This is a genomic window from Acinetobacter sp. YH12208, assembly GCF_013418055.1.
GTDB lineage: Bacteria > Pseudomonadota > Gammaproteobacteria > Pseudomonadales > Moraxellaceae > Acinetobacter > Acinetobacter pseudolwoffii.
Genome location: NZ_VPCT01000004.1, coordinates 1 through 23,609 on the forward strand (window position 1 = coordinate 1; position 23,609 = coordinate 23,609).

General features: G+C 43.6%; 21 protein-coding genes, 1 rRNA gene, 2 pseudogenes and 1 riboswitch. Of the genes and pseudogenes, 9 read left to right on the forward strand and 15 right to left on the reverse strand.

Annotated elements, in window-relative coordinates; translation table 11 throughout:
* The first annotated feature begins 262 nt into the window (after positions 1–262).
* Positions 263–377: ribosomal RNA gene (gene rrf, locus FTU95_RS05410) — 5S ribosomal RNA — on the forward strand.
* Between the two features lie 267 nt (positions 378–644).
* Here the strand turns inward: rrf and FTU95_RS05415 are convergent.
* From FTU95_RS05415 to FTU95_RS05465, 11 genes and pseudogenes are all read right to left on the reverse strand, one after another.
* Positions 645–861 (reverse strand): annotated as a pseudogene (locus FTU95_RS05415) (transposase domain-containing protein); the annotation flags it as partial.
* A gap of 104 nt (positions 862–965) precedes the next feature.
* Complete coding sequence (gene ltrA / locus FTU95_RS05420; RefSeq protein WP_180077788.1) at positions 966–2,627, reverse strand: group II intron reverse transcriptase/maturase; 1,662 nt, start codon at positions 2,625–2,627, stop codon at positions 966–968.
* A gap of 575 nt (positions 2,628–3,202) precedes the next feature.
* Positions 3,203–4,582: pseudogene (locus FTU95_RS05425) on the reverse strand (IS66 family transposase); the annotation flags it as partial.
* A gap of 74 nt (positions 4,583–4,656) precedes the next feature.
* On the reverse strand, positions 4,657–4,992 hold the full coding sequence (tnpB, locus tag FTU95_RS05430; RefSeq protein ID WP_180077790.1) for an IS66 family insertion sequence element accessory protein TnpB: 336 nt from the start codon (positions 4,990–4,992) through the stop codon (positions 4,657–4,659).
* A complete protein-coding gene (locus tag FTU95_RS05435) occupies positions 4,989–5,372 on the reverse strand; it encodes a transposase (RefSeq protein WP_180077791.1) in 384 nt (127 codons plus the stop codon). The genes tnpB and FTU95_RS05435 overlap by 4 nt, the downstream gene beginning before the upstream one ends.
* 340 nt (positions 5,373–5,712) lie before the next feature.
* Positions 5,713–6,291: a transglycosylase SLT domain-containing protein gene (locus FTU95_RS05440; RefSeq protein ID WP_005097055.1), complete on the reverse strand. Its 579-nt coding sequence runs from the start codon at positions 6,289–6,291 to the stop codon at positions 5,713–5,715.
* Positions 6,292–6,502: 211 nt separating this feature from the next.
* On the reverse strand, positions 6,503–6,991 hold the full coding sequence (locus FTU95_RS05445; protein WP_100328563.1) for a GNAT family N-acetyltransferase: 489 nt from the start codon (positions 6,989–6,991) through the stop codon (positions 6,503–6,505).
* A gap of 89 nt (positions 6,992–7,080) precedes the next feature.
* Positions 7,081–8,280 carry an acyl-CoA dehydrogenase family protein gene (locus FTU95_RS05450; protein WP_005097053.1) on the reverse strand — a complete coding sequence of 400 codons (1,200 nt, stop codon included), beginning with the start codon at positions 8,278–8,280 and terminating at the stop codon, positions 7,081–7,083.
* A gap of 22 nt (positions 8,281–8,302) precedes the next feature.
* Positions 8,303–9,598 (reverse strand): acyl-CoA dehydrogenase family protein, encoded by a 1,296-nt coding sequence (locus tag FTU95_RS05455; protein WP_074382715.1) that lies wholly within the window; start codon positions 9,596–9,598, stop codon positions 8,303–8,305.
* 234 nt (positions 9,599–9,832) lie between these two features.
* A complete protein-coding gene (locus FTU95_RS05460) occupies positions 9,833–11,206 on the reverse strand; it encodes an AarF/ABC1/UbiB kinase family protein (RefSeq protein ID WP_180077793.1) in 1,374 nt (457 codons plus the stop codon).
* Between the two features lie 160 nt (positions 11,207–11,366).
* Positions 11,367–11,675, reverse strand: a complete 309-nt coding sequence (locus tag FTU95_RS05465) for a hypothetical protein (RefSeq protein ID WP_005097049.1) — start codon at positions 11,673–11,675, stop codon at positions 11,367–11,369.
* Positions 11,676–11,874: 199 nt separating this feature from the next.
* Between FTU95_RS05465 and FTU95_RS05470 the strand changes: the two genes are divergently transcribed.
* The 6 genes from FTU95_RS05470 to FTU95_RS05495 all read left to right on the forward strand — a co-directional run bounded on the left by FTU95_RS05470 (position 11,875) and on the right by FTU95_RS05495 (position 18,005).
* Positions 11,875–12,261, forward strand: coding sequence for a hypothetical protein (locus tag FTU95_RS05470; RefSeq protein ID WP_005097047.1), 387 nt, complete (start codon positions 11,875–11,877; stop codon positions 12,259–12,261).
* 204 nt (positions 12,262–12,465) lie between these two features.
* The gene (gene prmB / locus FTU95_RS05475; protein ID WP_034609000.1) at positions 12,466–13,476 is read left to right on the forward strand and encodes a 50S ribosomal protein L3 N(5)-glutamine methyltransferase; all 1,011 of its coding nucleotides are present in this window, start codon (positions 12,466–12,468) and stop codon (positions 13,474–13,476) included.
* 13 nt (positions 13,477–13,489) lie between these two features.
* Complete coding sequence (aroC, locus tag FTU95_RS05480) at positions 13,490–14,584, forward strand: chorismate synthase (protein ID WP_074382718.1); 1,095 nt, start codon at positions 13,490–13,492, stop codon at positions 14,582–14,584.
* Positions 14,585–14,652: 68 nt separating this feature from the next.
* The gene (locus FTU95_RS05485) at positions 14,653–15,171 is read left to right on the forward strand and encodes a GNAT family N-acetyltransferase (RefSeq protein ID WP_074382719.1); all 519 of its coding nucleotides are present in this window, start codon (positions 14,653–14,655) and stop codon (positions 15,169–15,171) included.
* A 127-nt stretch (positions 15,172–15,298) separates the two neighbouring features.
* Positions 15,299–16,207 carry an AEC family transporter gene (locus FTU95_RS05490; protein WP_180072756.1) on the forward strand — a complete coding sequence of 303 codons (909 nt, stop codon included), beginning with the start codon at positions 15,299–15,301 and terminating at the stop codon, positions 16,205–16,207.
* 330 nt (positions 16,208–16,537) lie between these two features.
* A riboswitch (glycine riboswitch) is annotated at positions 16,538–16,625 on the forward strand.
* Between the two features lie 135 nt (positions 16,626–16,760).
* The gene (locus FTU95_RS05495) at positions 16,761–18,005 is read left to right on the forward strand and encodes a D-amino acid dehydrogenase (RefSeq protein WP_074382721.1); all 1,245 of its coding nucleotides are present in this window, start codon (positions 16,761–16,763) and stop codon (positions 18,003–18,005) included.
* 84 nt (positions 18,006–18,089) lie between these two features.
* Here the strand turns inward: FTU95_RS05495 and FTU95_RS05500 are convergent, their stop codons facing one another.
* Positions 18,090–18,743 (reverse strand): hypothetical protein, encoded by a 654-nt coding sequence (locus tag FTU95_RS05500; protein ID WP_005097039.1) that lies wholly within the window; start codon positions 18,741–18,743, stop codon positions 18,090–18,092.
* 100 nt (positions 18,744–18,843) lie between these two features.
* On the opposite strand from FTU95_RS05500, the gene ispF reads away from it, so the two are divergent.
* Entirely contained in the window at positions 18,844–19,332 is a 489-nt protein-coding gene (gene ispF, locus FTU95_RS05505) for a 2-C-methyl-D-erythritol 2,4-cyclodiphosphate synthase (RefSeq protein ID WP_005170695.1), read from the forward strand.
* A 2-nt stretch (positions 19,333–19,334) separates the two neighbouring features.
* Here the strand turns inward: ispF and FTU95_RS05510 are convergent, their stop codons facing one another.
* From FTU95_RS05510 to FTU95_RS05520, 3 genes are all read right to left on the reverse strand, one after another.
* Positions 19,335–19,859, reverse strand: coding sequence for a protein tyrosine phosphatase family protein (locus FTU95_RS05510; RefSeq protein WP_100535153.1), 525 nt, complete (start codon positions 19,857–19,859; stop codon positions 19,335–19,337).
* 63 nt (positions 19,860–19,922) lie between these two features.
* On the reverse strand, positions 19,923–21,014 hold the full coding sequence (locus FTU95_RS05515; protein WP_180000403.1) for a 3-deoxy-7-phosphoheptulonate synthase: 1,092 nt from the start codon (positions 21,012–21,014) through the stop codon (positions 19,923–19,925).
* Positions 21,015–21,141: 127 nt separating this feature from the next.
* Positions 21,142–22,032 carry a sulfite exporter TauE/SafE family protein gene (locus FTU95_RS05520; protein WP_005097034.1) on the reverse strand — a complete coding sequence of 297 codons (891 nt, stop codon included), beginning with the start codon at positions 22,030–22,032 and terminating at the stop codon, positions 21,142–21,144.
* Positions 22,033–22,421: 389 nt separating this feature from the next.
* Between FTU95_RS05520 and lpxB the strand changes: the two genes are divergently transcribed.
* Positions 22,422–23,594, forward strand: a complete 1,173-nt coding sequence (gene lpxB, locus FTU95_RS05525; RefSeq protein WP_100328571.1) for a lipid-A-disaccharide synthase — start codon at positions 22,422–22,424, stop codon at positions 23,592–23,594.
* Positions 23,595–23,609 lie beyond the last annotated feature (15 nt).

Consider the following 23,609-nt stretch of genomic DNA (forward strand, 5'->3'; position numbering starts at 1 on the left):
TGATAGGTTGGATGTGGAAGCATAGTGATATGTGAAGCTGACCAATACTAATTGCTCGTGAGGCTTGACTATACAACACCCAAACAGTTGTTGTATTAAGCATCAATTGATTCGATATTCAGCAAAACGACTTGATTCAGTATCTCGTTAGTAAGACAATATTCAACTCAGATATACCTGTTAATGTATTCTATTTGGTACGAAGTACGGCATACACTGCAAAGCAGTTAAATAAGACCCGAACAAGTCCATAAACAGTTGTGCTGGCGACAATAGCAAGAGTGAACCACCTGATCCCTTCCCGAACTCAGAAGTGAAACCTCTTAGCGCTGATGGTAGTGTGGGGTTACCCATGTGAGAGTAAGTCATCGCCAGCTCATTATTCGAAACACCCCCTGCATAAGCAGGGGGTGTTTTTTTGTGTATTTAAAATAATCAAGTTATTATTTAAATCTCAAGCTTTTCAAAAAATGATTGAGATATGTTCAAGTTTAGCTATCAAGATAGTTAGAATAGGACTAAGTGCTAGGTCTTTATTTAATAAATCCTGTGATAGCTTTCTTAGGTGTTACTGGCATGATTTAGATATTAGAATAGAAATTGTTAGAGTAATGTAAGCGTCCGCTGAATCCCATGCCTATTTTTTAATTTTGGTCGGATTTCCAGCGGTGTGGCAGTAATTCTTCTATTTGGGTCACTTTATGCGTCGGCAGCCTTTTCAGCACATCACTTAAATAGGCATACGGATCCAGTCCATTCAGCTTTGCTGACTGGATTAAAGTCATGATATTGGCCGCTGCGCAGCGAGCCAGCAAACAGCCAGTTCTTACGTCCCAACGCCCAGGGGCGCATCTGATTGTCGGGTAGTCAGACGCAGTTACCTACGTCCAACCCCCTAAGAACCGTGCATGCGAGTTTCCCAGCACACGGCTCAAGCCTCTGCTAAGGCGCCATTCGGCACCCGGTTATACATCGTTGACATTGGCAAACTGAACACTCCTCGGACAATACAGATGGTAAATCTCAAGATTAGCAACTGCATCCGTTCCACCATGACTTAGCTTCACAATATGACGGCTGTGCCATGGTGTATCTTTGGTGACTGGTTTAAGATAGGCGCAGCAGCGACCACCTTGTTTTAGCCACACCCGATACAGCTTGGCTCGCCCCTTTGCGGAGACCAGCATTCTTTTACCCCATCGGGATTCGAAGTACTCATCCCATGCGGGGTCATGAGGGTTAGCAGCAGCCTTGATCTTGATATGTCGCACAATTGGCGTGTCCGAGGCAGACACTAATGTGTATTGTCGCTTCCGACCATCGGCGGACTGTTCATCACATGAGAACACCCATCGACGCGCTCCTTGTACTTTGAAATACCGATCTTTGACCCATCGGAGTGTCTTGCGAGGGTGGCGACGTACAGCCCATCGCCAGAGCATTTCCCACACTGCGTTGTCTACCTGGTTGAAAACCTTCTTGGCAACGACATGACTATGATAGTTGGCCCAACCCCTTAGAATCGGGTTGAGCAAACCGATCAAAGTGGCCTGTCGTGTCGCTTTGTTTGCATTGATTAATGCTCGCAGCTTGTCAAGATGAGCACTGATGTTTGCCTTTGACGGCTTGATCAGTAGCTTGCCGTTGTACTTACGTACGTTCCAGCCAAGAAAATCGAACCCGTTCCCTATGTGCGTGATTTTGGTCTTTTCCTGAGAGAGCACGAGACCGCGCTGCGCCAGAAATTCAACCACGGCAGGACGAACTTCATTTTCGAGCCACTCTTTAGAATACCCCGTGATGATGAAATCATCCGCATACCGTACCAGTTGCAGCTTTTTGCCTGTCCATTTGGCGTTAGAGAACCTCTTCGCCAGCATCGTTTCCAGTCCGTCCAAGGTCATGTTGGCCAGCACCGGGGAGATAATACCTCCTTGCGGTGTTCCGGAAAGACTGGGAAACAGCTTGCTTTGGTAGACGTAACCGGCTTTGAGCCATTTCCGTAGAATCACCTTGTCCATTGGGAGGTTGGCGATCATCCAGTCATGGCTGATATTGTCGAAACAGCCTTGAATGTCACCCTCTAGCACCCACTCCGCACTTACTTTTCTTGACAGCACACCAAAGCACTGTGCTGCAGCATCCGCGGTTGAGCGTTGCGGTCTGAACCCATAAGAGTTCCGATCAGCGATGGTCTCCGCGATGGGTTCCAAAGCCAGCAGATGGAGCGCCTGCATGGCCCGGCATTTCATCGTGGGTATCCCGAGAGGTCTCATCTTGCCATTTTTCTTCGGAATAAGGACTCTCCGAAGCGGAAGGGGCGTGTAACCTCGCCTCTTCAACGACATCATCGCACCGGTCTTGGCCTTGGGTGTATTCCAAGTCACCTTGTCGACCCCAGCCGTGTTTTTGCCTTTGTTTTCAGACACTCGTTTGACGGCCAATGCTTTGCCACTAAACGAGTGAGTCAGCAGCCATTGCAAAGCTTTCGCCTTGTTATGCCTGCCGTCTTGTACCGCCTTCACAATACGCGCTTGCAGCCCTCTGACATGACGCTGTACAGCAATCCAATCGATGCTGTCCCACGATGTGCTGGAAGGTGCACACGCTGATACTGCTGCATTCATTTGCTCTCCCTCCATTAAAAGGGTTCTACACACTCTCTTGTGATGAGAGACCATAAGGACGTCAGCCCGCTTTCGCGTGGGGTAATGTTTCAACCTCTATCCAACCCATTACAGACTGGCATTCGCTTTTTCCTCGTTCCTTCGCCCGCATCACCATGGGCAGTTTTTGCAAACTGCTTTCCCAATGGGAGTAATACGGGATTTCCACGTTCCGCTTACTGAAGTACATCGGCTTAGGTGCCTGCTATCGACCGGGAGGCGTATGGGTCACGAATGCGTAATCGAAAGACGCAATTTCCACCTCCATTACCGTTTTGGTTCGAGCGTATCAGCCATTTCCGCTCGTTCAACTTAACGATCGTTACGCAGATTCACATGTGTTCACCATACCGATTATCTAGCCCTTGTCCGGCTATGGCTGCCAGAAGGGTACGCCTCTCACGATTGATACCCCGCACCTTGCGGTGCCTCGTTACATTGTCGAAGGCGCTCTTTATTCAGCCTTCTAGATTCACCCGGTGACACGGGTGGTTCCCGCAGGGGGAACAACTTCATTAAGCGACTTCGTGTCGCACTTCAATCCAGTTATTATCTATAGGCAAATTGCCATCATCCAGATAGCGGCAGAGTGCCTGCCAACGTTTTAGGCTGTAATTGATCGCCTTGGCAGTTGGAGAACTCGATGGCACCGCCAGATAATGTTGGTTGAGCCATTCATACAGTTGTTGCATCACCGGTTGGCTATGCTGTTGCCGGTATTCGCGGCGATGTTCTGCTGTACCATCGGTCTTTTTCCTGAGTTCTGCTTCTATGGCATACAGTTTCTGAATCAGCACTAATGCCTGTTCAGCGATCTGACTTTTCCCGGTCACATGCAGTTCATGGAATTTACGACGTGCATGTGCCATGCAGCCCACCTCAATGACCTGGCCTGATTTAAAGCGTGCTTTATAACCACTGTAATCATCACAGACCAGATGACCCTGCCAGCCATTCAGGAACGCTTCAGCATGCTGACCTGAACGACTATCCTGAAAGTCATAGATCACCGCTTGAACTGGATTGTACTGTGTGGTGGCATAGGCCCAGACATAACCTTTCTTCGGTTTTTTCTCATTCTCACCCATCCGCATGATGGTGACCGGCGTTTCATCGGCATGGATTACCCGCTGTTGCAACACCACCTGTTTTAAGGCATTGGCCAGAGGTTCCAGTTCCACACCGCAGCGACCAATCCAGTCAGATAAAGTGGATCTGGACAGATCAATGCCCGCCCGCTGATAGATCAGGCGCTGACGGTACAGCGGCAAATGATCGGCATACTTCGATACCAGCACATGGCTGAGCAATTCAGGTGAAGCAATGCCTTTATCAATCACATAGGCAGGCATCGCTTGCTGAGTCAGAGTGTCGCACTGATCACAGACCCATTTGCCACGGACATGCTGTTCCTTGTAGAACTGTGCCGGTCTGAAATGCAGTTTTTCACTGATATCTTCGCCGATACGACGTAACTGGCAGCCACAACTGCATTGGGTTGATGCAGGTTCATGCTCAATACGGATGGTGTGTAGATGATCTGGCAGCAGTCGACGTTTAGGTTTGTTGACTGTGGCTTTCTGCGCGGATGCATCAGTTTTACCTGCATTTAATCGTTCTAATTCCAGATCAACAGCGGCAATATCTTCTTCGACCGCTTCGTCCCATAGATGGATTTGTTTTGCGGTAAGATGTTCGTTTTTACTGCCGAATTTATGATTTTTAAACAGCGCCAGTTCATGCTCGTATTTTTGATTGAGAATAGAAAGATGCTGAACTTTGGCATCCAATTGCTGGTTTGATTTTTCTAATTCTTGATTTGATTGTGCCAGAGACTGATGCTGCATCGCCAACTGCCGGGTAAATTCCAGCAGTTGTTCATGGGTCAGTTGGCTTAAGTCAGGCAGCGTATTCATGACCGCAGTATGCCTGAGGTCATGAGAAGAATGAAATAGAACGTTTGGAGAATAGCAGAATGGAACAGCCTGGTTTAAAGCATCGTCACCACTTGCTGTCGTCCAATGCGCTGCCAGGGCAAACCCTGAATGAGTGCCTGTAACTGTTCTGGACTGAGAGCTACGTTTTCACCCTGGTGAACTTTAGCCCAGTGGAATTTTCCCTGTTCCAAACGCCGGGCACAGAGCCAGATGCCCAGTCCATCATGCACCATCACTTTCATGCGATGGCCACGTTTATTACAGAACAGGTAAGCGCAATGCGGTTTGATGTAGCCAAAGGCTCTCACCACCTGAGCCATGACAGTATCCATCCCTGCTCGCATATCCAGAGGTTGGGTAGAAAGCCAGATTTCATCAATGCGGATCATGTTGCAAGTGCCTTGAGTAATTCTGCTAAAGCAGATATTTCTGATACTTGCCATTTCAAGCCAATTTCTGCTTTTGAGTGGGGTAAAGTAATTTGAACCGTTAACATGTCAGTAGGAATAGGATCTAATGGTGCAGAGCAAGATAAGGCAATAAATGCAGGTTTATTCGGTAGTGGTGAGCGATCATTCCCTGGCTTACCATCAATTAAGCGAATCCATTTGGATACAAGATTTGTATTCAATCCATGTTGCAAAGCGACCGAAGCAATTGAAACGTCCGGTGTTTTACAAGCCTGAACGATCTGCTGTTTAAATTCAGCACTGTATGTTCTTCGTTTTTTCGCAAGAGATGCGATGGATGTCTGATTATTTGTAGTCATAAATTTAAGTCCCCACTTGTTTTTAAGTGGGGACTAAATTAAGGCTTATAGGATGAATTCATAAGGTGTGTTCAGCGGACGCTTACAAATAAATGTATGAAATATAATTAAATATAGTTTTTCGCTAGATATATAAAATTATATTTTATATGTTGATATTTAATATATAGGTATAAAGTTGATTGGTTAAATATTAATCTTCCCCAAATTAAATGAAAAAACAAATATGTGATGGGTTTTGCATTATTTTAACGTTTTCAGAATCAATATAGCCGATAAAAGATGAATCAGTTTAATTTCAGGAGTTTTAAACTGATTCAAGCATTATGTTAAAGATAAATTAAATTACATTCTTCAGATCTTTTTTATGCTGTTTCACTTGTTGTGCATAACGTTTGCCTTGCTTACGCATTTTACGGTTTTTCTCATAGGCAGTCGGACCTACATTATAATAGCCCAGTGCTTTTTCTAAGCTACCACTGGATTCATGATAACGAGAAAGAATATGGCTACCACATGAAATATTTATAGCTTCATTATATAAATCATCACCACAAGTCGCTTGCCAATATCTTGGCATAATTTGCATGAGGCCAACAGCTCCAGCATGTGAAGCCACCTGGCTACGATAAGTTGACTCCTGACGAATTACGGCTGCTACAAGTAATGGATCCAGACGATTTTTTTCTGCATTCTGAATAATCAAAGGTGAAACGCGAGTTGCTGTGGTTGCTGGAACACCGTAGGCTGTCTGAATTCCTTTAGACAGTTGAGCAGAACGTTTTTCTAAAGAATTGCCGCCGAGAGAAGAACAGGCACTAAATAACACGGTACTTAGACCAAGCAGCCCAATTTTAAAAATTGTGCTATTGAATACTGGTAATAATAAGTTTTTTCTAACAGAAAATTTGCCTAACAACTTTCAGCTTCCATGTATTTTTAAAATTAAACTGATCTTAGGAAGATGTATAAAAATCGTCAAGAAATTATATGATTTGTTTACAAAGTCAAAGTAGATCTACTTGAATCATGGATGATTTATGAAGAGATGATCAAAGAAAAGCCGGTTGGAATAGATATTTATTTAAGGCTTTTCTTGGTGTTATGGATAAGATGAGGATCGACATCGATTAGGCTAGGTTTTTAAGCATCCAGACTTCACAGGCTTGACTATGGCCAGTGTCGCCTTCAGGCCGATCCAGATGCTCAAAACCTAAGTTCTCGTACAGCTTCACCGCTTGCCAAAGATTTTTGGTAGTCTCGAGATAAATCCGTTCAAATTTATGTTGTCGGGCAAAATCAAAGGCCAAATTCAAAATCTGTTTTGCAAAGCCATATCTACGAATGGCTGGTAGGAAATACATTTTCTGTATTTCTAAAATATTGTGATCACCTTGTAGTGGAGCAATACCACCACCGCCATAGACCTGATCCTGTTCATCAACAATGACCCAATAGGCAGAATTTGGCTGTTGATATACGTCATACAGGTGATCCAGGATTGAATCACCTACAGCGAAACCGGACTCCGCTGCCAGACCAAACTCCATGGAAACGTCACGAATAATCTTGGCAATTTGAGCATTATCTTGAGGCTGAATGGGACGAATAGAATACATAGCACATGACATAAAAGAAGATGGAATTTTTATAGTCCGAAAACTTTAAAAAAGCCATCTTTTTCGTTCAATTTTCCTTCGATAAAGTTTTATTTTAGCTCACTCGAAGATTTACCCAGTTCGCGTCGGGCGATAATCAGTTGTTGAATCTGCTGGGTACCTTCAAAAATATCCAGAATCTTGGAATCACGTGCCCATTTTTCCAACAGTTCAGTTTCGTTATAGCCTACCGCAGCTGCCAATTCTACACATTTTAAGGTGATTTCATTCCCCATACGTCCAGCTTTGGCCTTTGCAATAGATGCTTCACGTGAATTCGGTTTATGATTATCTGCCATCCACGCCGCTTTGAGCATCAGCAAGCGCGCAGCTTCCCATTCTGCTTCCATGCGATAGATTTGTGCAGCGATATTGGAGCTTTGTAAATAGGGCGTGACATAACTGGAATCCAGTTGATCCTTAAAAATTTCCTTGATACGTTCCAGCGAGGCTTTGGCACAGCCAATTGCCATGGCAGCGACCAATGGCCGGGTATTATCAAAGGTTTCCATTACACCGGCAAAGCCCTTGGCAACATCGATTTCTGCATGACCGAGCAAGTTTGCCGCAGGTACTCGACAATTGATCAGGCGAATCGTGGCAGTATCCGAAGCTTTAATTCCTAACTTATGTTCCAGTCGTTCAACCTTCATTCCGGGCGTACCTTTGGTCACCACAAATGATTTAATTGCCGATCGTCCCAGTTTTTTATCTAATGTTGCCCAGACCACAACCGCATCGGCACGTTCCCCAGAGGTCACAAAAATCTTCTCACCATTTAAAATATAGTCATCACCATCTTTGGTCGCAGTGGTGCGAATTGCAGCGGAATCTGAGCCGAAACCAGGTTCGGTAATCGCCATGGCTGCCCAAGTCCCATGAAAACGTTGTCGCTGTTCTTCATTTGCCACCGCTGCAATAGCTGAATTTCCTAAACCTTGACGTGGCATAGACAGCAATAAACCCGTATCGCCATAGCACATTTCAATAATACTCAGGGCAGTAGACATATTAATACCATTTTTATTGCTGCTGTCAGTCTCGCCCCGTTTATTCACTGCTGCGCCCGCATTCATACCTTCACTGCCTTGATTCATGCCATCTACGATGGAGGCCAGCATATCCAGCTCTTTAGGATAAGTGTGTTCAGCCTTATCGTATTTACGCGAAATAGGGCGGAGTACATTGAGTGCAACTTCATGCGCTTGATCAATCAGGAGTCTGAATTTTTTTGGATTTTGTAGATTCATGATAGTGCTCTTTATTCTCCGATCAGGCATGTAGGCCAGAATGAACAATCGCAGTGGCTCTGAGGTCTCGATACCAGCGTTCGACCGGATGTTCCTTGGTAAAGCCATGACCACCCAAAATCTGCACGCCATCTGTACCGATTTTCATGGATTTTTCTGCGCAGAGTAAACGTGCCAGATAAGCTTCACGATGAAAAGGTTGGCCGGATTCAGCCAGACTGGCAGCATTGAAAATCAGCATCTGCATGGCATCAATTTCAATCGCCATATCGGCAATCATAAAAGCGACACTCTGACGATGGGAAATGGGCTCGCCAAAGGCAGTCCGTTCATTGGCATATTGTATGCAGTATTTTTTCACGGCTTCACAAGTGCCGACGGCCATGGCACACCACATCAAATTGCCTAAATCAACGAAAGTATGATAATCGAAATCATCATCACCCAAACGCTGCGCTGGTGTATTTTTAAATTGAAGTGTGACGCTTTCAGTTGCTTTTAGACCCATGGCAGGGGATTTTTTTGCAGTAATGCTATGGTCACGTTGTACCACAAAGACCTCAGGTGTTCCGTCTAGATCGGCACTGACCAGATAAAGATCCGCATTTTCTCCGAGCATGACCAAGGTCTTTTCACCGCTAATCAGATAATGCGCCTGATGAGCAATCGCTTGAGTTTTTAGTTGATACGGATTAAATGCGGCGGTTTCTTCCTGTACCGCAAAGCTTGCTTTCAGCTCTGGATTTTCTGCGAAAGCACCAAGATATTTTGCCTGAATCTGCTCTGAACCCCAGCGGGTAATGGCATTGATCACACTAAAGCTAGACAGTAAACCGGCAGTCAAACTGAAATCCCCGCGAGCCAAATGTTGTGCAATTAAAATATTACTGACAATATTCTGTTCGCAGGCGATACCCCCTAAAGCTTCGGGCAAGGCATAGAAATTCAGACCGAGATCGGTGTTATATTGCCACAGTTCATACGGAAATATTTCCTGCTGATCGGCAGCATGCGCCAATGGATAAAGTACCTCTTGAGCAAATTTCTGCATCGCATCGCAGGTCAGTTGCTGTTCTACAGACAGGTTTAGATCAAACAGTGCTTTAGATTGAGGGGGGAGACGCTGTTTTTGAATGTTCTGGCCAGATTTCAGGATTTTCTGGGTTTGACTCAGGGTTTTAAATCCTGCTTTGGAACTTTGATACAGGGATTTTTCTATAAATTTACGCAGCTTTAATTGATCTAATATTTCGCTACCCGCAATTTTGGTCAGCATGGACAAGCCAAATCCTTGAGCTTTGTTCACCATATTATTCATTTTGATTATCCTATGGGTGTTGTCACGTTATTTTATTCATGCTGACATGCACGCCAAGAAAAAACCATGTCATCGCTGACATGAATGATTGACAATTTTTAAGTTATTAAAAGTTAATAGATGGTAAGCTAAGTTTATGAAAATATAATTAAAAAAAAGAAAAAATTATTTTTGAATAAAAATTGACCCGGATGACAAAATCATCCGGGTTTCTATGTAGCGTCTATTAGGGTATCAAAGGTGATTTTTGATCATGGCACGCACATTGGTTTTGGCATCAATCACGGTCATAAAGGTATATGCACCGATGAATTTACGACTAATAAACATAAATTCCTTGGGTGGAACACTGAAATAACGCGAAGCCATAGATCTTGAAGCCTGTTGCATGACACGGCTATGCAATTGGCTTTTTTTCCAGTCATAACGATTATGTTGATCCATCACATTAGCTGGTAGCTCCTGATTATTCAACGGTGAGCTAAAAGCCTCAGTGGCCAGTAAAAAGACCTTGGCCATATCCGGCTTGATGCTTTGCGGAATTGAATCAAAAAACTCATAACCGGTCATGGCTTTGACCATCATGTCTGAGTCGTGATGATAACCGGCCTGAATCAGATTGCGCGCGACGCTGAGCAAATGCTGGTCAAACTGACGGATGGCACCAAAGTCGAGCAGGACAATCTTGTCAGGAATATCTTCGCCATTGCCCAGACGAACCAGATAATTCCCAAAGTTCGGATCGGTCTGCATTTCACCCCATTCAAAAATTTCACGTACGGCAATTTCTAACGATGCTTCACCCAACTGGTTGCGGCGTTCTTGTGGCAGAGACAACATTACTGGGCTATTGATCGGCACACCGCGTTCGAAAGTCATGCACAGCACGCGATCAGAGCAATACTCATCAATAATCATCGGCACGATATAGCGCGGATCGTCTTTTAAACGTGCCGCAAAACGCCGTGTGGTATCTGCTTCAATCTGATAGTCCACTTCACGATGCATCATCTCACGGACTTCATCGAACCACTGGTCGAACTCGCGGGTTTGCGGCACCAGACGCGTCAGTTTGAGCATGTTTTTAAATAGGCTCATATCTGAATCAATGGCTTCTGCCACACCGGGATACTGAATTTTTAAGACCAGTTCCATGCCATCAGATTTGCGGGTGGCGCGATGGACTTGGGCTAAAGATGCAGTGCCCAAAGGCTCATGATCAATGGTGAGATCATTCAGCTTTGCACCGAGCTGCTGCTGTAATTGTGTCTTGATCGCTGGCCAAGCCAGTGCCACGGTCTGGTTGTTGAGCGTATTTAAAGCCTGTGTGACTTCTTCTGGCAAAAAGTGTTCGCCATACAGCGCCATCATCTGGCCGATTTTAACGATTGAACCTTTGAGCTTACCAATTTCTGCAACCAGATAATCCGCCTGCTCTTTCATGGCCTTTTTACGTTTCTTTTCTTTTTCTTCTTCACTCGAAAATATGGAGCCTGCACTGGAAGCCGCCCAACGCGTGCCTGCCAGCAAGGATGCCTTTGCGATCGATAAGCGTCGATCCATAGAGGAGGTTTTCAGTTGTTTAAGCTTATCGTTCTGATCTGACATGTAAACTCAATCCTTTCATCATCAGCATGAAGCAGAATAAATCATTGTAGGGGATATTAGCGCTTCTGCACGTATTAAAAAAGTTTAAGCCGCTGAATTCATAGTAAAAGCTAGGCAAGCTTTCATTTATTCACCAGCCTGTATCAGTTTAGACAGGGCATTATGCCATTTGAAATTGGATTTTTAATTCAGATCGTTGTTGTAACTGTTGTTTATTTGTTTGAATATGTTGATGAATCAGGTGCTGGACACTGTCGTGCATAAAGCCCAAAGCATAGCCTTTTACAATCACAATACTTGGCAAACCAAAAAACAGATATTTGGCATCGTCCAGTGTGGCACTGCTAAATACACCATGCTGGATTAAAGTTGACTGCAAAAATACTTTTTCTTGCTGCACCTGACCGGAAACCTGGTCATTCCAGTAATTTTGGCGCATCGCCATAAGATTATTGTGCTTATAGCTCATAGGACCGGGCTCGTTTGAAGATTTAATTCGGATTATATGTGGGTGATATGCCAGTTTTCAATTGCACAACTGTTTAATTTGCTGCCGGAGAAATACATAGGATTTTTGCAAGGACTGCGTTAATATTCATGGATAATTTAAACAATATTGATTGTTAAACATTTATTGGAATTATACCAGTTTAGGTAAAGGGGATTTTATGCGTCTTGCATGGTTTTTGGTTGCAGTTTTTGCGGGTAGTGCAGTTCAGACTCAGGCTGCTGTAGGATATTCCAAGGAATATTCGCAGTGTATGAACTTTAGTTATGGTAATACCGCTAAAGCAGAGAAATGCCTAAAGAAAGAGCTGAAACTACACAACAAACGTCTGAAGAAAAGCTATAAAAATTATCTAAAGCTGAATCCGAATCAGACCGCGGCCATCCGCAGTCAGCATGTGCTTTGGGAACGTAAACTGTCGCAGCAATGTAATTTAAGAGTGTCTGGAAAATATGCCAAACAGCAACAAGGTCAATGTATGCTGGCCTTGATTATGGATCAGGCAAATCTTTATCAATCCCGCTCCTATGCACCAGGTTCACGATAAATCACCACATGAGGCATAGTTTGAATTGTCTGAACTTGCTCTGAAAAAACTAGAATGACAGGTTGAGGATTGGGTAAAAAAACACGAATTTTATCATTTTTATGAGCCTAGAGAATTCGTGTTTTTCATACTTTTAGCATTATAAAAGCAGGCAAAACAAGGTATCATAAGGCGTTTAAAAAAATGACCTTGGAGACGCCCTACGTGGATCGACCGACTATTAGCCCTGAACATATTCAGGAAGCCGCTGAAAACCTAAGCACAATTCGTGATTTTATCCGCTTTGGTGTGACAGCATTACGTCAATATGATGCGCACTTAGGCCAAGGTACAGAAGATTATTTTGCTGAAAGTTCAGCATTGGTATTACAAAGTATGTCATTGGAATGGAAAGCGGATGCTGAAATTCTCGAGGCAAAATTACTCCCAAGTGAAAAAGCTGAATTTTTAGGATTGTTGGAGCGCCGTATCAATGAGCGTATGCCAACTTCATATTTATTGAATTTAGCCTACTTTGACGATAAACCTTATTACGTGGATGAGCGTGTACTGATTCCACGTTCACCGATTGCTGAACTGATTCAAAATCGTTTTGCACCTTACTGTCTGGATGAAAATTATCAGGCGCGTGAAGGGGTAAACAATCTACCTGAAAATCCAGATCCAAAAATGCCTCGCCGTATTTTAGATATGTGTACAGGTTCAGGTTGTATCGCGATTGCTCTGGCTTATGCTTTTCCGGAAGCCGAAGTCGATGCCACTGATTTATCTAAGGATGCTTTAGAAGTAGCACAAATTAACTGTGAACATCATAACCAACAGTTTAATGTGGCCTTGCTTGAGTCTGACCTGTTTGAAAAAATTCCTGCTGAAAATCAATATGATTTAATCGTATCGAACCCACCATATGTGGATGCAGAAGATATGGCTGATCTTCCCGATGAGTTCCATCACGAACCTGAAATGGCATTGGCTGCGGGTCAGGATGGTTTGGACCTTGTACGTAAAATGTTGGCACAAGCTGCAGATTACCTGACTGAAGACGGTCTTATTGTCATTGAAGTCGGTAACTCGGAATGGGCGATGAAACAGAACTTCAATTCAGTCGATTTCTACTGGTTACAATTCCAGAAAGGTGGTTCAGGTATCTTTGCACTCACTGCACAGCAATGCCGTACTTACCGCGATTTATTCATTCAGTCTATTCAAGCATAAGGAGTCGTGTGACATGGCAGGTAATAGTATAGGGCAACTGTTCCGTGTGACGACTTGTGGTGAATCTCACGGTGTGGGCCTGATGGCCATCGTTGATGGGGTTCCACCGGGTATTGAGCTGTGTGAAGCCGATTTGCAAAAAGATTTGGACCGTCGTAAGCCGGGTACATCGAAATTTGCCACCCAGCGTAAAGAGCCGGATGAAGTAGAAATTATTTCTGGTGTGTTTGAGGGTAAAACCACTGGAACATCGATCGGGCTCTTGATTCGTAATACGGATCAGAAATCGAAAGATTATGGCAATATCGCGCAAACTTTCCGTCCGGGTCATGCAGACTATACCTATACCCAGAAGTACGGTTTCCGTGATTATCGTGGTGGTGGCCGCTCAAGCGCGCGTGAAACAGCGATGCGTGTGGCAGCGGGTGCCATTGCCAAGAAATTCCTGTTAGAGAAATTTGGCATTGAAATTCGTGGCCATGTCACACAAATTGGTACTGAAAAAGCAGAAAAACTGGACTGGAATGAAGTGCCAAATAATCCATTCTTCTGTGGTGATGCTGATGCCGTGCCACGTTTTGAAGCGCTCGTGACTTCACTACGTGAACAAGGCACCAGCTGCGGTGCAAAACTTGAAATTATTGCGTCTAAAGTACCTGTGGGTTGGGGTGAACCGGTCTTCGATCGTTTAGATGCAGATATTGCGCATGCCATGATGTCGATTAACGCGGTCAAAGGCGTTGAAATTGGCGATGGTTTTAGCGTCGCTGAGCAATTTGGTCATGAAACACGTGATGAGTTAACAACAGACGGTTTTCTGGCAAACCATGCCGGTGGTATTTTAGGCGGTATTTCTAGTGGTCAGGACATTCGTGTCGCAATTGCACTGAAACCAACGGCTTCAATCACTACTCCGGGTAAAACCATTAATATCGATCGTGAAGATACAGACGTGTTGACCAAAGGCCGTCATGATCCTTGCGTGGGCGTGCGTGCGACACCAATTGCAGAAGCGATGCTGGCGATTGTGCTAATGGATCACTTTATGCGTCATCGTGCGCAAAATGCCGATGTAGTTACGCCTTTTGAGCCGATTGAACCAAAATAATTCGCTTTTCATCTGAAGCGGATACGATTAGAGTCAGACTTCGGTCTGGCTTTTTTTATATTTATATAATGAAAAATAACAATATTCGCTTGGCAAAAACTACAGATATCCAGAACATTGTTGTATTGATCAATACAGCTTATCGTTCCAATCGTGGCTGGACACATGAACATAAGATGGTTGCTGGTCAACGGATTAATTGTGATCAGGTAATGATTCTCTTGGCACAGACTAATGTTAAGCTTTTTGTATTAGAGAATCATGATCAGATCATTGGCTGTATTGGGCTGACTGAATTCGATGACTCTATCGAAATTGGAAGTTTTGCCATTGATCCAGACCAACAAAACTCGGGTTATGGAAAGCAGTTACTAGATTTTGCCGAGTTTTATATTATTGATACGTATCAGAAGAAAGTGATTCGAATGTCAGTATTGAATGTCCGTACAGAATTGATTGCTTATTATCAGCGCCGTGGCTATCTATTGACTGAAAAAATTGAAGCATATCCACTAGATCAAAATGTCGGAGAGCCTTTGATTCCGTTACATTTACTGATTTTAGAAAAAATGATCAGATCAATATAATGAGTTGATGAAAATTCAAGCATTTTACTTCTTAAATTAATTGGTGAAACAGCCACTAAATATGCTAGTTTTTGTGCACCGTCTAAAGGGTATTGAAAAATAGACGGGAAACAGACCAGGATGGCACATGCTGCAAATTATTTTAACTTCTTTATTTCCTCTTATTGGCTTGATCAGCTTTGGCTATCTGCTTAAGCATGGGCAATGGTTGAGTGAAGACTTTTGGCGCGGTGCAGAAAAGTTAAATTATTATGCACTGTTTCCAGTGATGTTATTTTTAAATCTGGCCACTGCCAAGATTCAGATGAATGTGATTCAGGATGTGGTACTGGTGGTATTTAGTATCATGATCGTGGTCAGTATCGCACTGTATATGTTGCGCCATATGTACCAGATATCTTATGCGCGTTTTGGCGTCTATGTTCAGGGCTTGTTGCGCTTCAATACCTATATCGGACTTGCTGCGGTCAGTAGCTTATTTCATCAGCAGGGCATGACCATCTTCGCTGTGATCATGGTGTTGTGTATTCCTTTGGTGAATATCTTGTCGGTGCTGGCATTTACCCGCAGTCACGATATGCAGCTGAAAAAAATCATTCTGGATTTATCTAAAAATCCATTAATTTTAGGCTGTATTGTGGGTGGTGTGTTTAATCTTTCCGGTTTGGCACTCTGGGCCGGAGCAGAGCAATTTCTTAAACAGATTGCACTATGCAGTTTGCCACTCGGTCTGATGTGTGTAGGAGCAGCCTTAAAGTTTCAGGGCTTTCAGCGAGATGTATTGCCACTCAGTCTGATGACCTTTGGTCGCCTGTTTGGAATGCCGCTGATTGCATTTTTAGTCTGTAAAATTTTCCAGATTGATGCATTCACCACGCAAGTATTGGTATTGTTCTTTGCCTTACCTACCGCCTCAGCGTCTTATGTGTTAACCCGGGTATATGGCGGCGATAGCCAGTTAATGGCGAGCATTATTAGTGTACAAACCGTCGTAGCGGCGGGAAGCTTAATATTGGTACTTTCCTGGATTATTTAAAATTCCTTGATTCTCAAATAGATGATATAAGATCTAAATCCTGAATTTAAACTCTCTATGCTTTGAACCATTAAAATAGCCTAAGCAATAAAGGTTCTATTTAAGCGCCAAAATCAAATCAATCCTAAAATCTTATAAAGTTTAGAATCTGTTGTATCTCACTGAATAGAGCAAAAGTGAAATCTAAAAATTTGGTAGATGGGCAATATCAGTCAGCAGCAATAACTCAGTTTAATTCGGAACAGTAATTACAAATTGATTCACGTGAACTCACATAAATAAAAACTGTCTTATTGAATAAAATGGTATATAAATTGCTCATGATAATAAAACATTATTGCAGGAGAGAAATGCTTCTGCATTCGCCGAAGGAGCAAGTTCCCAGGAAACTCTCAGGCAAAAGGACTGTGATAATGGATAAAAACTCTGGAGAGAAGTGTTCAATCACTCACCGAAGGGGAAGGTGCTCGCATTGATGTGCAATGCAGCGACCGAAGCTCTCAGGTACACATGACAGATGGGAAAAGACATCAATATAATCAAGGAGGTGTCTATGCGTCATGTCGTGGTGATTGGGGCGGGTATTACTGGGGTAACCACAGCGTATGAGCTTGCTTTGGCAGGCTATCAGGTGACTGTGATAGATCGACATCTCTATCCGGCCATGGAAACTTCTTTTGCCAATGGCGGCCAGCTTTCAGCCTGTAATGCCGAAGTATGGAACCAGAAAGCTACGGTACTCAAAGGTATCAAATGGATGTCTCAAAAAACTGCACCACTTTTGCTCAATCCTTCTTTTAGTGTGCATAAATATAGTTGGCTCATGGAATTTTTGGGAAATATCAAACATTATGAAGCCAATACCCGAGAGACTGTACGTTTGGCTTTATTGGCCAGAGCACGTTTGTATGAAATTGCCCAAACAGAACAGATTGATTTTGATCTGGAAAAACGCGGCATTTTACATTTTTATCATAACAAGACGGATTACGATGTCGCGATCAAGGTCAATGACCTGTTGTGTAGCGGCGGACTGGAGCGCAATGCCATTTCCAATGCGGAAATCAAGCAGATCGAACCTGCATTAACAGGCGATTACTATGCCGGATTTTACTGCCAGAGCGATGCGACCGGAGATATTCATAAATTCAGTACAGGACTGGCCAAAGCCTGCATGCAAAAAGGCGTGAAATTTGAATTTGGCCAAGATGTCTTTGCCGTCGATCATCAGGCTCAACATATTCGGGTGAAATGCAAACCCAGTACTGAAAATGTACATCATTCTACAGATGACATTCTGGAAATTAATGCAGATGCCATTGTGGTGTGTGCGGGTGTGGGCAGTTATCAATTGGCCGAGATTTTAGAGGAACGAGTCAATGTTTATCCGGTCAAAGGTTATTCAATTACCGTGCAGCTGAATGATGAACAGAGCCAAAACAATGCACCATGGGTCAGCTTGCTCGATGAAAGTGCCAAAATTGTCTTGTCACGTCTGGGTAAGGATCGTTTACGAGTCGCAGGAACCGCCGAGTTTAATGGCTATAACCGGGATATTCGTGCAGACCGGATTCAACCACTGATTGACTGGAGCAATCGTAACTTTGATCTGTGTACCGAGCATGTCGTACCTTGGGCTGGCTTACGCCCGATGATGCCAAATATGATGCCTGTGGTGCGCCGTGGTAAACATGAGCGGGTATTTTATAATACCGGCCATGGTCATCTGGGCTGGACCTTGTCGGCTGCAACGGCTGCACTGATTAGCAAGGAAATTGCTCAATACTATCCTGCTTAAATTGATGGCCCGCATGCGGGCTATTTTTTACATCAAATTTCTCATTTTATATAAGGTTAAGTTTTTAATATTTTTTAAATTGAATCAATCATATAAGCGATAAACCCCAGTAAAACGTTCACAACCTTTTTGCTGAGTGTTGACGGCTAGAATCGCTTTACTATAGTTAAACTCATAGCGGCAGTCATTTTCATTATCCATGATCTGTTCTTTTGCTGCAGGCGTGGTATAGGCTAAAAATGGAACAGTCTGCGTTTCGGCCCGGTTATTGGGATTGCGATAGGCCAGACCTTCAATCTTGATGCGGTCTTTAGTCAGTTGATGAATCTTGATATGCACAGGCTGTTTGGCCATTTGTCCCTGCTCGAACTTAATATAATGCTGAGTTAGGCTTTGATTCAGTGAAATATAGATATTTAAATCATCGAGGCGCCATTCAAACTGCTGTTTAAAACAGTCCAGCGTTTTGCATTGCTGTAACCGATTTGCCCATAACTGTTGGGTGTCTTGCAATAAGCGAACGGGGGCATCAGTAATTAAAAAAGCGGTCAAGTATTGGTCAGCGAGTTTTTCCCGAGCTTCGGACAGCGCTACTGAGCAGACTTTATTCATGGCCGCTGTTTTTTTGCTGTCGTTGTTACAGTCGAGTGGGTTCGCTGAACTACCCGCAGATATCATCCCCAGGCCGAGCATCAGGCCAATTATTTTCAACATATTTATATCAGTTTTCAGTAGCATGATCGCTTATACTTTCACTGTGTTACGCTTGGTCTAACTATAGCGAAATAGAAAGCAAGTGTACAAGATTTCAATGGGCTATTTCTAAAGGATGTATAAGGTGATCGCACAAATTCGTATTGGTCAGGGTCTGGATGTGCACGCATTTGAAGAGGGTGAGTTTGTCACTTTGGCCGGCATTCAAATTCCGCATACGCACGGTCTGAAAGCACATTCGGATGGTGATGTGATTCTGCATGCACTCTGTGATGCATTGTTGGGCGCGTTGGCACTTGGAGATATTGGCCAGCATTTTCCGGATACAGATCCGGATTTTAAAGGTGCGGATAGCCGGGTATTGTTGAAGCAGGTTTATCAGTTAATTCTGGATCGTGGCTATCAGCTGAACAATGCTGATATTACCGTCGCCTGTGAACGTCCAAAACTGGCGAAACACAATCTGGCCATGCGTCAAAGTATCGCAGATGTGCTCAATGTCGATGTCACTCAAATCAGTATTAAAGCCACTACCACTGAGCAGCTCGGTTTTACCGGTCGTCAGGAAGGTATTTTATCTATGGCAACCGTGCTGTTGAGCCATAATAAATAGGCTCAGACAAAATAATTTGGATTAATCAGGGATCGTTCCAGTTCCTGGGTTGCTTTACGGCCTTGCAGCTGTAGGGCAACTGCATGCATGAGACCTGTCCAGGTTTCATTCGGTTCCCAGATTTGATGCAAATGTTCATGCGCTGTAGGAAGATCCACGTCCATATAGTATTGACGATATAAATACATCAGACAGCTGACATGATAGTTTTGTGAACAGTGTACCCAGACCATCTGTTCCTTAATCAGGTGATTGATCAGCTCGAGTACCAGTAAACATTGATTGTCTGAAGGGGTTTCCCATGAAATCGGTAACTGGATATAGTTCAGGCCCAGCTCAAGGCAAATTTTATCTTCATGTGGCAGATATTGGTCGTTATCTGTTAATGCTACATTGATGACCGTAGACACACCGTATTCTTTAATCAGCTGCAGCTGCTCAGTTGTCGGTTGACCGGATGTAAATAAATGGTCATGTATAAACTGAAAATTATCAATCTGGCTTAATGCTGTTTCAATATCATTCATCAGATAAAATTTCCTTGTTCAGAAATGCAAACGCCATCTTGGCGATGGCGTTTGTCAGATCATTTAACGATTAGCTAAAGTATCTTTTAATGCCTCATGCATGTCGAGTAAGACTTTTTCAGTCGTTTCCCAGTCGATACAGCCATCAGTGACTGATTGGCCATACTCCATATCACAAAGGTTCGTAGGAATGTCCTGACGACCGCCTTTAAGATGACTTTCTACCATAATACCAACAATTGACTTGTTTCCATCAAGAATTTGTTCGGAAATATTTTTGAGTACAAGCGGTTGCAGGTACGGGTCTTTGTTTGAGTTGGCATGGCTGGCATCAATCATGATTTTGGTGCTGACTTTGGCCTTGGCTAATGCGGCTTCCGCATCTGCGACCGAGCCGGCATCATAGTTAGGCTTACCATTACCGCCACGCAGTACCACGTGGGCATACGGGTTGCCTGAAGTACGGATCACAGCGACCTGACCTTGATCATTTAGACCGAGGAAGCTGTGACCATGTTTGACCGATTGCATCGCATTGGTTGCCACGGTTAAACCGCCGTCCGTCCCGTTTTTAAAGCCGACTGGTGAAGACAGACCTGAAGACATTTCACGATGCGTCTGGCTTTCAGTCGTACGTGCACCAATTGCAGACCATGAAATCAGGTCTTGATAATACTGCGGTGAGTTCGGATCAAGTGCTTCAGTGGCACATGGTAAACCTATTTCATTCAGTTCAAGTAACAGCTTACGACCGATACGCAGACCTTTTTCGATATTGAACGAGTCGTTCATATCCGGATCGTTGATCAGGCCTTTCCAGCCCACTGTGGTACGTGGTTTTTCAAAATAAACCCGCATCACGATGTATAAGCTGTCTTTAACTTTTTCGCTTAACACTTTTAAGCGTTCAGCATATTCGTGTGCAGCCGCAGGATCATGAATAGAACAGGGGCCGATGACAACGAACAGGCGTTTGTCTTCACCATCCAGGATTTTACGAATCGTTTCACGACCATGCAGTACGGTTTGATAAGCAGTTTCAGTCAAAGGTAATTCTGCTTTAAGCTCAGCAGGGGTTACCAAAGGAATCATGCTGTGGATATTCACGTCATCAATATCTGATGCTGAAATGGGATTTGACTGTTGTGTATTCATTGCCGTCACTGGTTCGATCATACAAAAGGTTGTTTAATAGCCCGAATATAACATGAATGATGCGTCACTTTGTTATAAAAAAGATGAATACTTCTTTGAAAAAAAAGTGATGAATCGCATAGTTAAATTAAACGGACTGGGAATTCTGGCTCATGACGACCATCGCTGTTTCGGCAGGTTGAGCCGGTTTTGATTTTACAGGGTTAAGCATGAAATTCAGGCCGAGCCCAAATAAGGTAATGCCTAAAATTTTGCGAATCAGTTTTTCTGGCATCCGTGAACTGAGTAAAGTGCCGACAATAATCGCTGGAATAGAACCCACCAATAACCACATGAGCAGCATGAAATCGACATTGCCTGATGACATATGCCCCAAGCCTGCAACCAGCGTCAGTAACACCGCATGCACCACGTCTGAGCCAATGATACGAATCATCGGCAGATTCGGAAACATCACCACTAAAGCCATGATGCCAAATGCACCTGCACCGACTGAAGATAAGGTGACAAAAATACCCAAGATAACGCCCATAATCATGATGGCGATGCGCTTTTCCTTGGCTTGCAGTTTTACTTTTTCCAGATCCTGCGTCATATCTGGCAGTTCTTGTTTTCGGTATTTGTTGAAAAGATTTTCGATCTGGGTGCGAAACAGAATAGACAAGCCGGTAATGGTCAGCATAAAGCCCAATACCATGGTCAGGACGGCCTTGTAATGTGTCGATTGGCTTAAATAGTTGTCGAGTACCCAATGCGTGGCAAAAGATGCTGGAATACTGCCTACTGCCAGCCAGATCACAATTGGCCAGACAATATTCATTTTTTTGGCATGCACAAAAGAACCGCAGAATTTTGAAATCGCGGCATAGAGCAGATCCGTACCAATTGCAATGTGGGGTTCAATCCGGAATAGGCTGATCAGAATGGGTGTCATCAATGAGCCACCACCGACACCGGTTACTCCAACACAAAAACCTACCAACACACCTGCTAAAATAAACTCAATCGGACCAAACATGCATATATGCCAAAATCAAAAAACGTGGATATCTTATGACTTTTGGATATAAGTCGTTGTCTTGATTATTGATTTACTTATGCATAAAAAAGATAAAGCACTGGGCTTAAAATTAAATGAAGTTTCATGTTCATCCTCGCTATAGAAAATAACGTGAAAGACCGGTCACTTATTTTAAAGGACACTTTGATCTGCCTGAAAATGAAGATGAATCAGGAAAACCACTTCAATAGAAAAAATCATCAGGGAAGATTAAGAGTAGGCTAAGTAATTCTAAAGCATACCTTTCTTAAAATATAAGATGCTCACTGCTTATTCAGGCATAAACCCAGCTTTATGTTAGAATTACGATTAAATACAGTTCAATACGGATCTGAGAGGGAACTCACTTGCTAAATCGAAAACTAAAAATTGGAATCGTGGTCGGTGAGGTCTCTGGAGATACGCTTGGCGCAAAGTTGATTCGCTGTTTTCGTGAGCAAGGGATTGATGCCGAATTTGAAGGCATCGGTGGTCCACAAATGATCGCAGAAGGCTTTAAAAGCTATTATCCGATGGATGTTTTATCGGTGATGGGCATTGTTGAAGTTCTCAAGGATATTAAAAAACTCTTTGCTGTACGTGATGGGCTGGTCGAAACTTGGACTAAAAACCCTGTCGATATTTTTATTGGTATAGATGCACCTGATTTTAACCTGCGCCTGTCGAAAACCATTAAACAAAAACAGTTGCCGATGAAGACCGTGCAATATGTCAGTCCTTCGGTCTGGGCATGGCGTCAGGGACGTGTGCATGGTATTAAGGCCAACATTGATCTGGTGCTGTGTTTATTCCCATTCGAAAAAACCTTCTTTAAAAAATGGGATGTGCCAGCCGCTTTTGTGGGTCATCCTCTGGCCAGTCAGTTGCCGCTTGAAAATCCGATTATCGATGCTAAACAAGAACTGAATCTTGATCCGAATCAGAAGCATATTGCACTATTACCGGGAAGTCGCCGCGGTGAGATTGAACGTTTGGGGCCTTTGGTTCTGGATGCAGCCAAGATTCTGCATCAGAAATATCCGGACTATACTTTCCTGATTCCGGCAATTAATGAGGCGCGCAAGCAACAGATAGAACGCTTGCTGGTGACTTATCCTGAAAGTCTAAAGATTCAAATCCGCTTAATGGAAAACAGCGGTACCGAGTCAAAAATCGGCCGTCAGGTCATGAATGCATCCAATATTATTGCGCTGGCGTCAGGTACTGCGACATTGGAAGCGATGTTATTACATCGTCCGATGGTGACTTTCTATAAGCTGAATTGGTTGACTTATCATGTGGTGAAATTTCTCATCAAAATTCCTTATTATTCGCTACCAAATATCATTGCCGGCAAAAAAGTCATTCAGGAGCTGATTCAAGCCGATGCTACGCCTGAAAAGCTGGCGGCTGAAATTGAAAAACTAATGAATATTGAAACTGCACAAATTCAGGTGATGCAGCATATCACCATGCATAAGCAGCTATTGTCTGGTAATAGCGAAGACCCGGTCAAAGCCGTGCTCGCGCTAATCCAGTAATTTGACGTTATTGTT

Coding starts and splice junctions, on each gene's coding strand:
- FTU95_RS05520 (WP_005097034.1), bottom strand. CDS start 22,032: ATGTTTGGTCCGATTGAGTTTATTTTAGCAGGTGTGTTGGTAGGTTTT.
- aroC (WP_074382718.1), top strand. CDS start 13,490: ATGGCAGGTAATAGTATAGGGCAACTGTTCCGTGTGACGACTTGTGGT.
- FTU95_RS05485 (WP_074382719.1), top strand. CDS start 14,653: ATGAAAAATAACAATATTCGCTTGGCAAAAACTACAGATATCCAGAAC.
- ltrA (WP_180077788.1), bottom strand. CDS start 2,627: ATGAATGCAGCAGTATCAGCGTGTGCACCTTCCAGCACATCGTGGGAC.
- FTU95_RS05445 (WP_100328563.1), bottom strand. CDS start 6,991: ATGTATTCTATTCGTCCCATTCAGCCTCAAGATAATGCTCAAATTGCC.
- tnpB (WP_180077790.1), bottom strand. CDS start 4,992: ATGATCCGCATTGATGAAATCTGGCTTTCTACCCAACCTCTGGATATG.
- FTU95_RS05510 (WP_100535153.1), bottom strand. CDS start 19,859: ATGAATGATATTGAAACAGCATTAAGCCAGATTGATAATTTTCAGTTT.
- FTU95_RS05490 (WP_180072756.1), top strand. CDS start 15,299: ATGCTGCAAATTATTTTAACTTCTTTATTTCCTCTTATTGGCTTGATC.
- FTU95_RS05515 (WP_180000403.1), bottom strand. CDS start 21,014: ATGAATACACAACAGTCAAATCCCATTTCAGCATCAGATATTGATGAC.
- FTU95_RS05435 (WP_180077791.1), bottom strand. CDS start 5,372: ATGACTACAAATAATCAGACATCCATCGCATCTCTTGCGAAAAAACGA.
- FTU95_RS05455 (WP_074382715.1), bottom strand. CDS start 9,598: ATGAATAATATGGTGAACAAAGCTCAAGGATTTGGCTTGTCCATGCTG.
- FTU95_RS05450 (WP_005097053.1), bottom strand. CDS start 8,280: ATGAATCTACAAAATCCAAAAAAATTCAGACTCCTGATTGATCAAGCG.
- FTU95_RS05495 (WP_074382721.1), top strand. CDS start 16,761: ATGCGTCATGTCGTGGTGATTGGGGCGGGTATTACTGGGGTAACCACA.
- FTU95_RS05470 (WP_005097047.1), top strand. CDS start 11,875: ATGCGTCTTGCATGGTTTTTGGTTGCAGTTTTTGCGGGTAGTGCAGTT.
- FTU95_RS05500 (WP_005097039.1), bottom strand. CDS start 18,743: ATGCTACTGAAAACTGATATAAATATGTTGAAAATAATTGGCCTGATG.
- FTU95_RS05465 (WP_005097049.1), bottom strand. CDS start 11,675: ATGAGCTATAAGCACAATAATCTTATGGCGATGCGCCAAAATTACTGG.
- FTU95_RS05460 (WP_180077793.1), bottom strand. CDS start 11,206: ATGTCAGATCAGAACGATAAGCTTAAACAACTGAAAACCTCCTCTATG.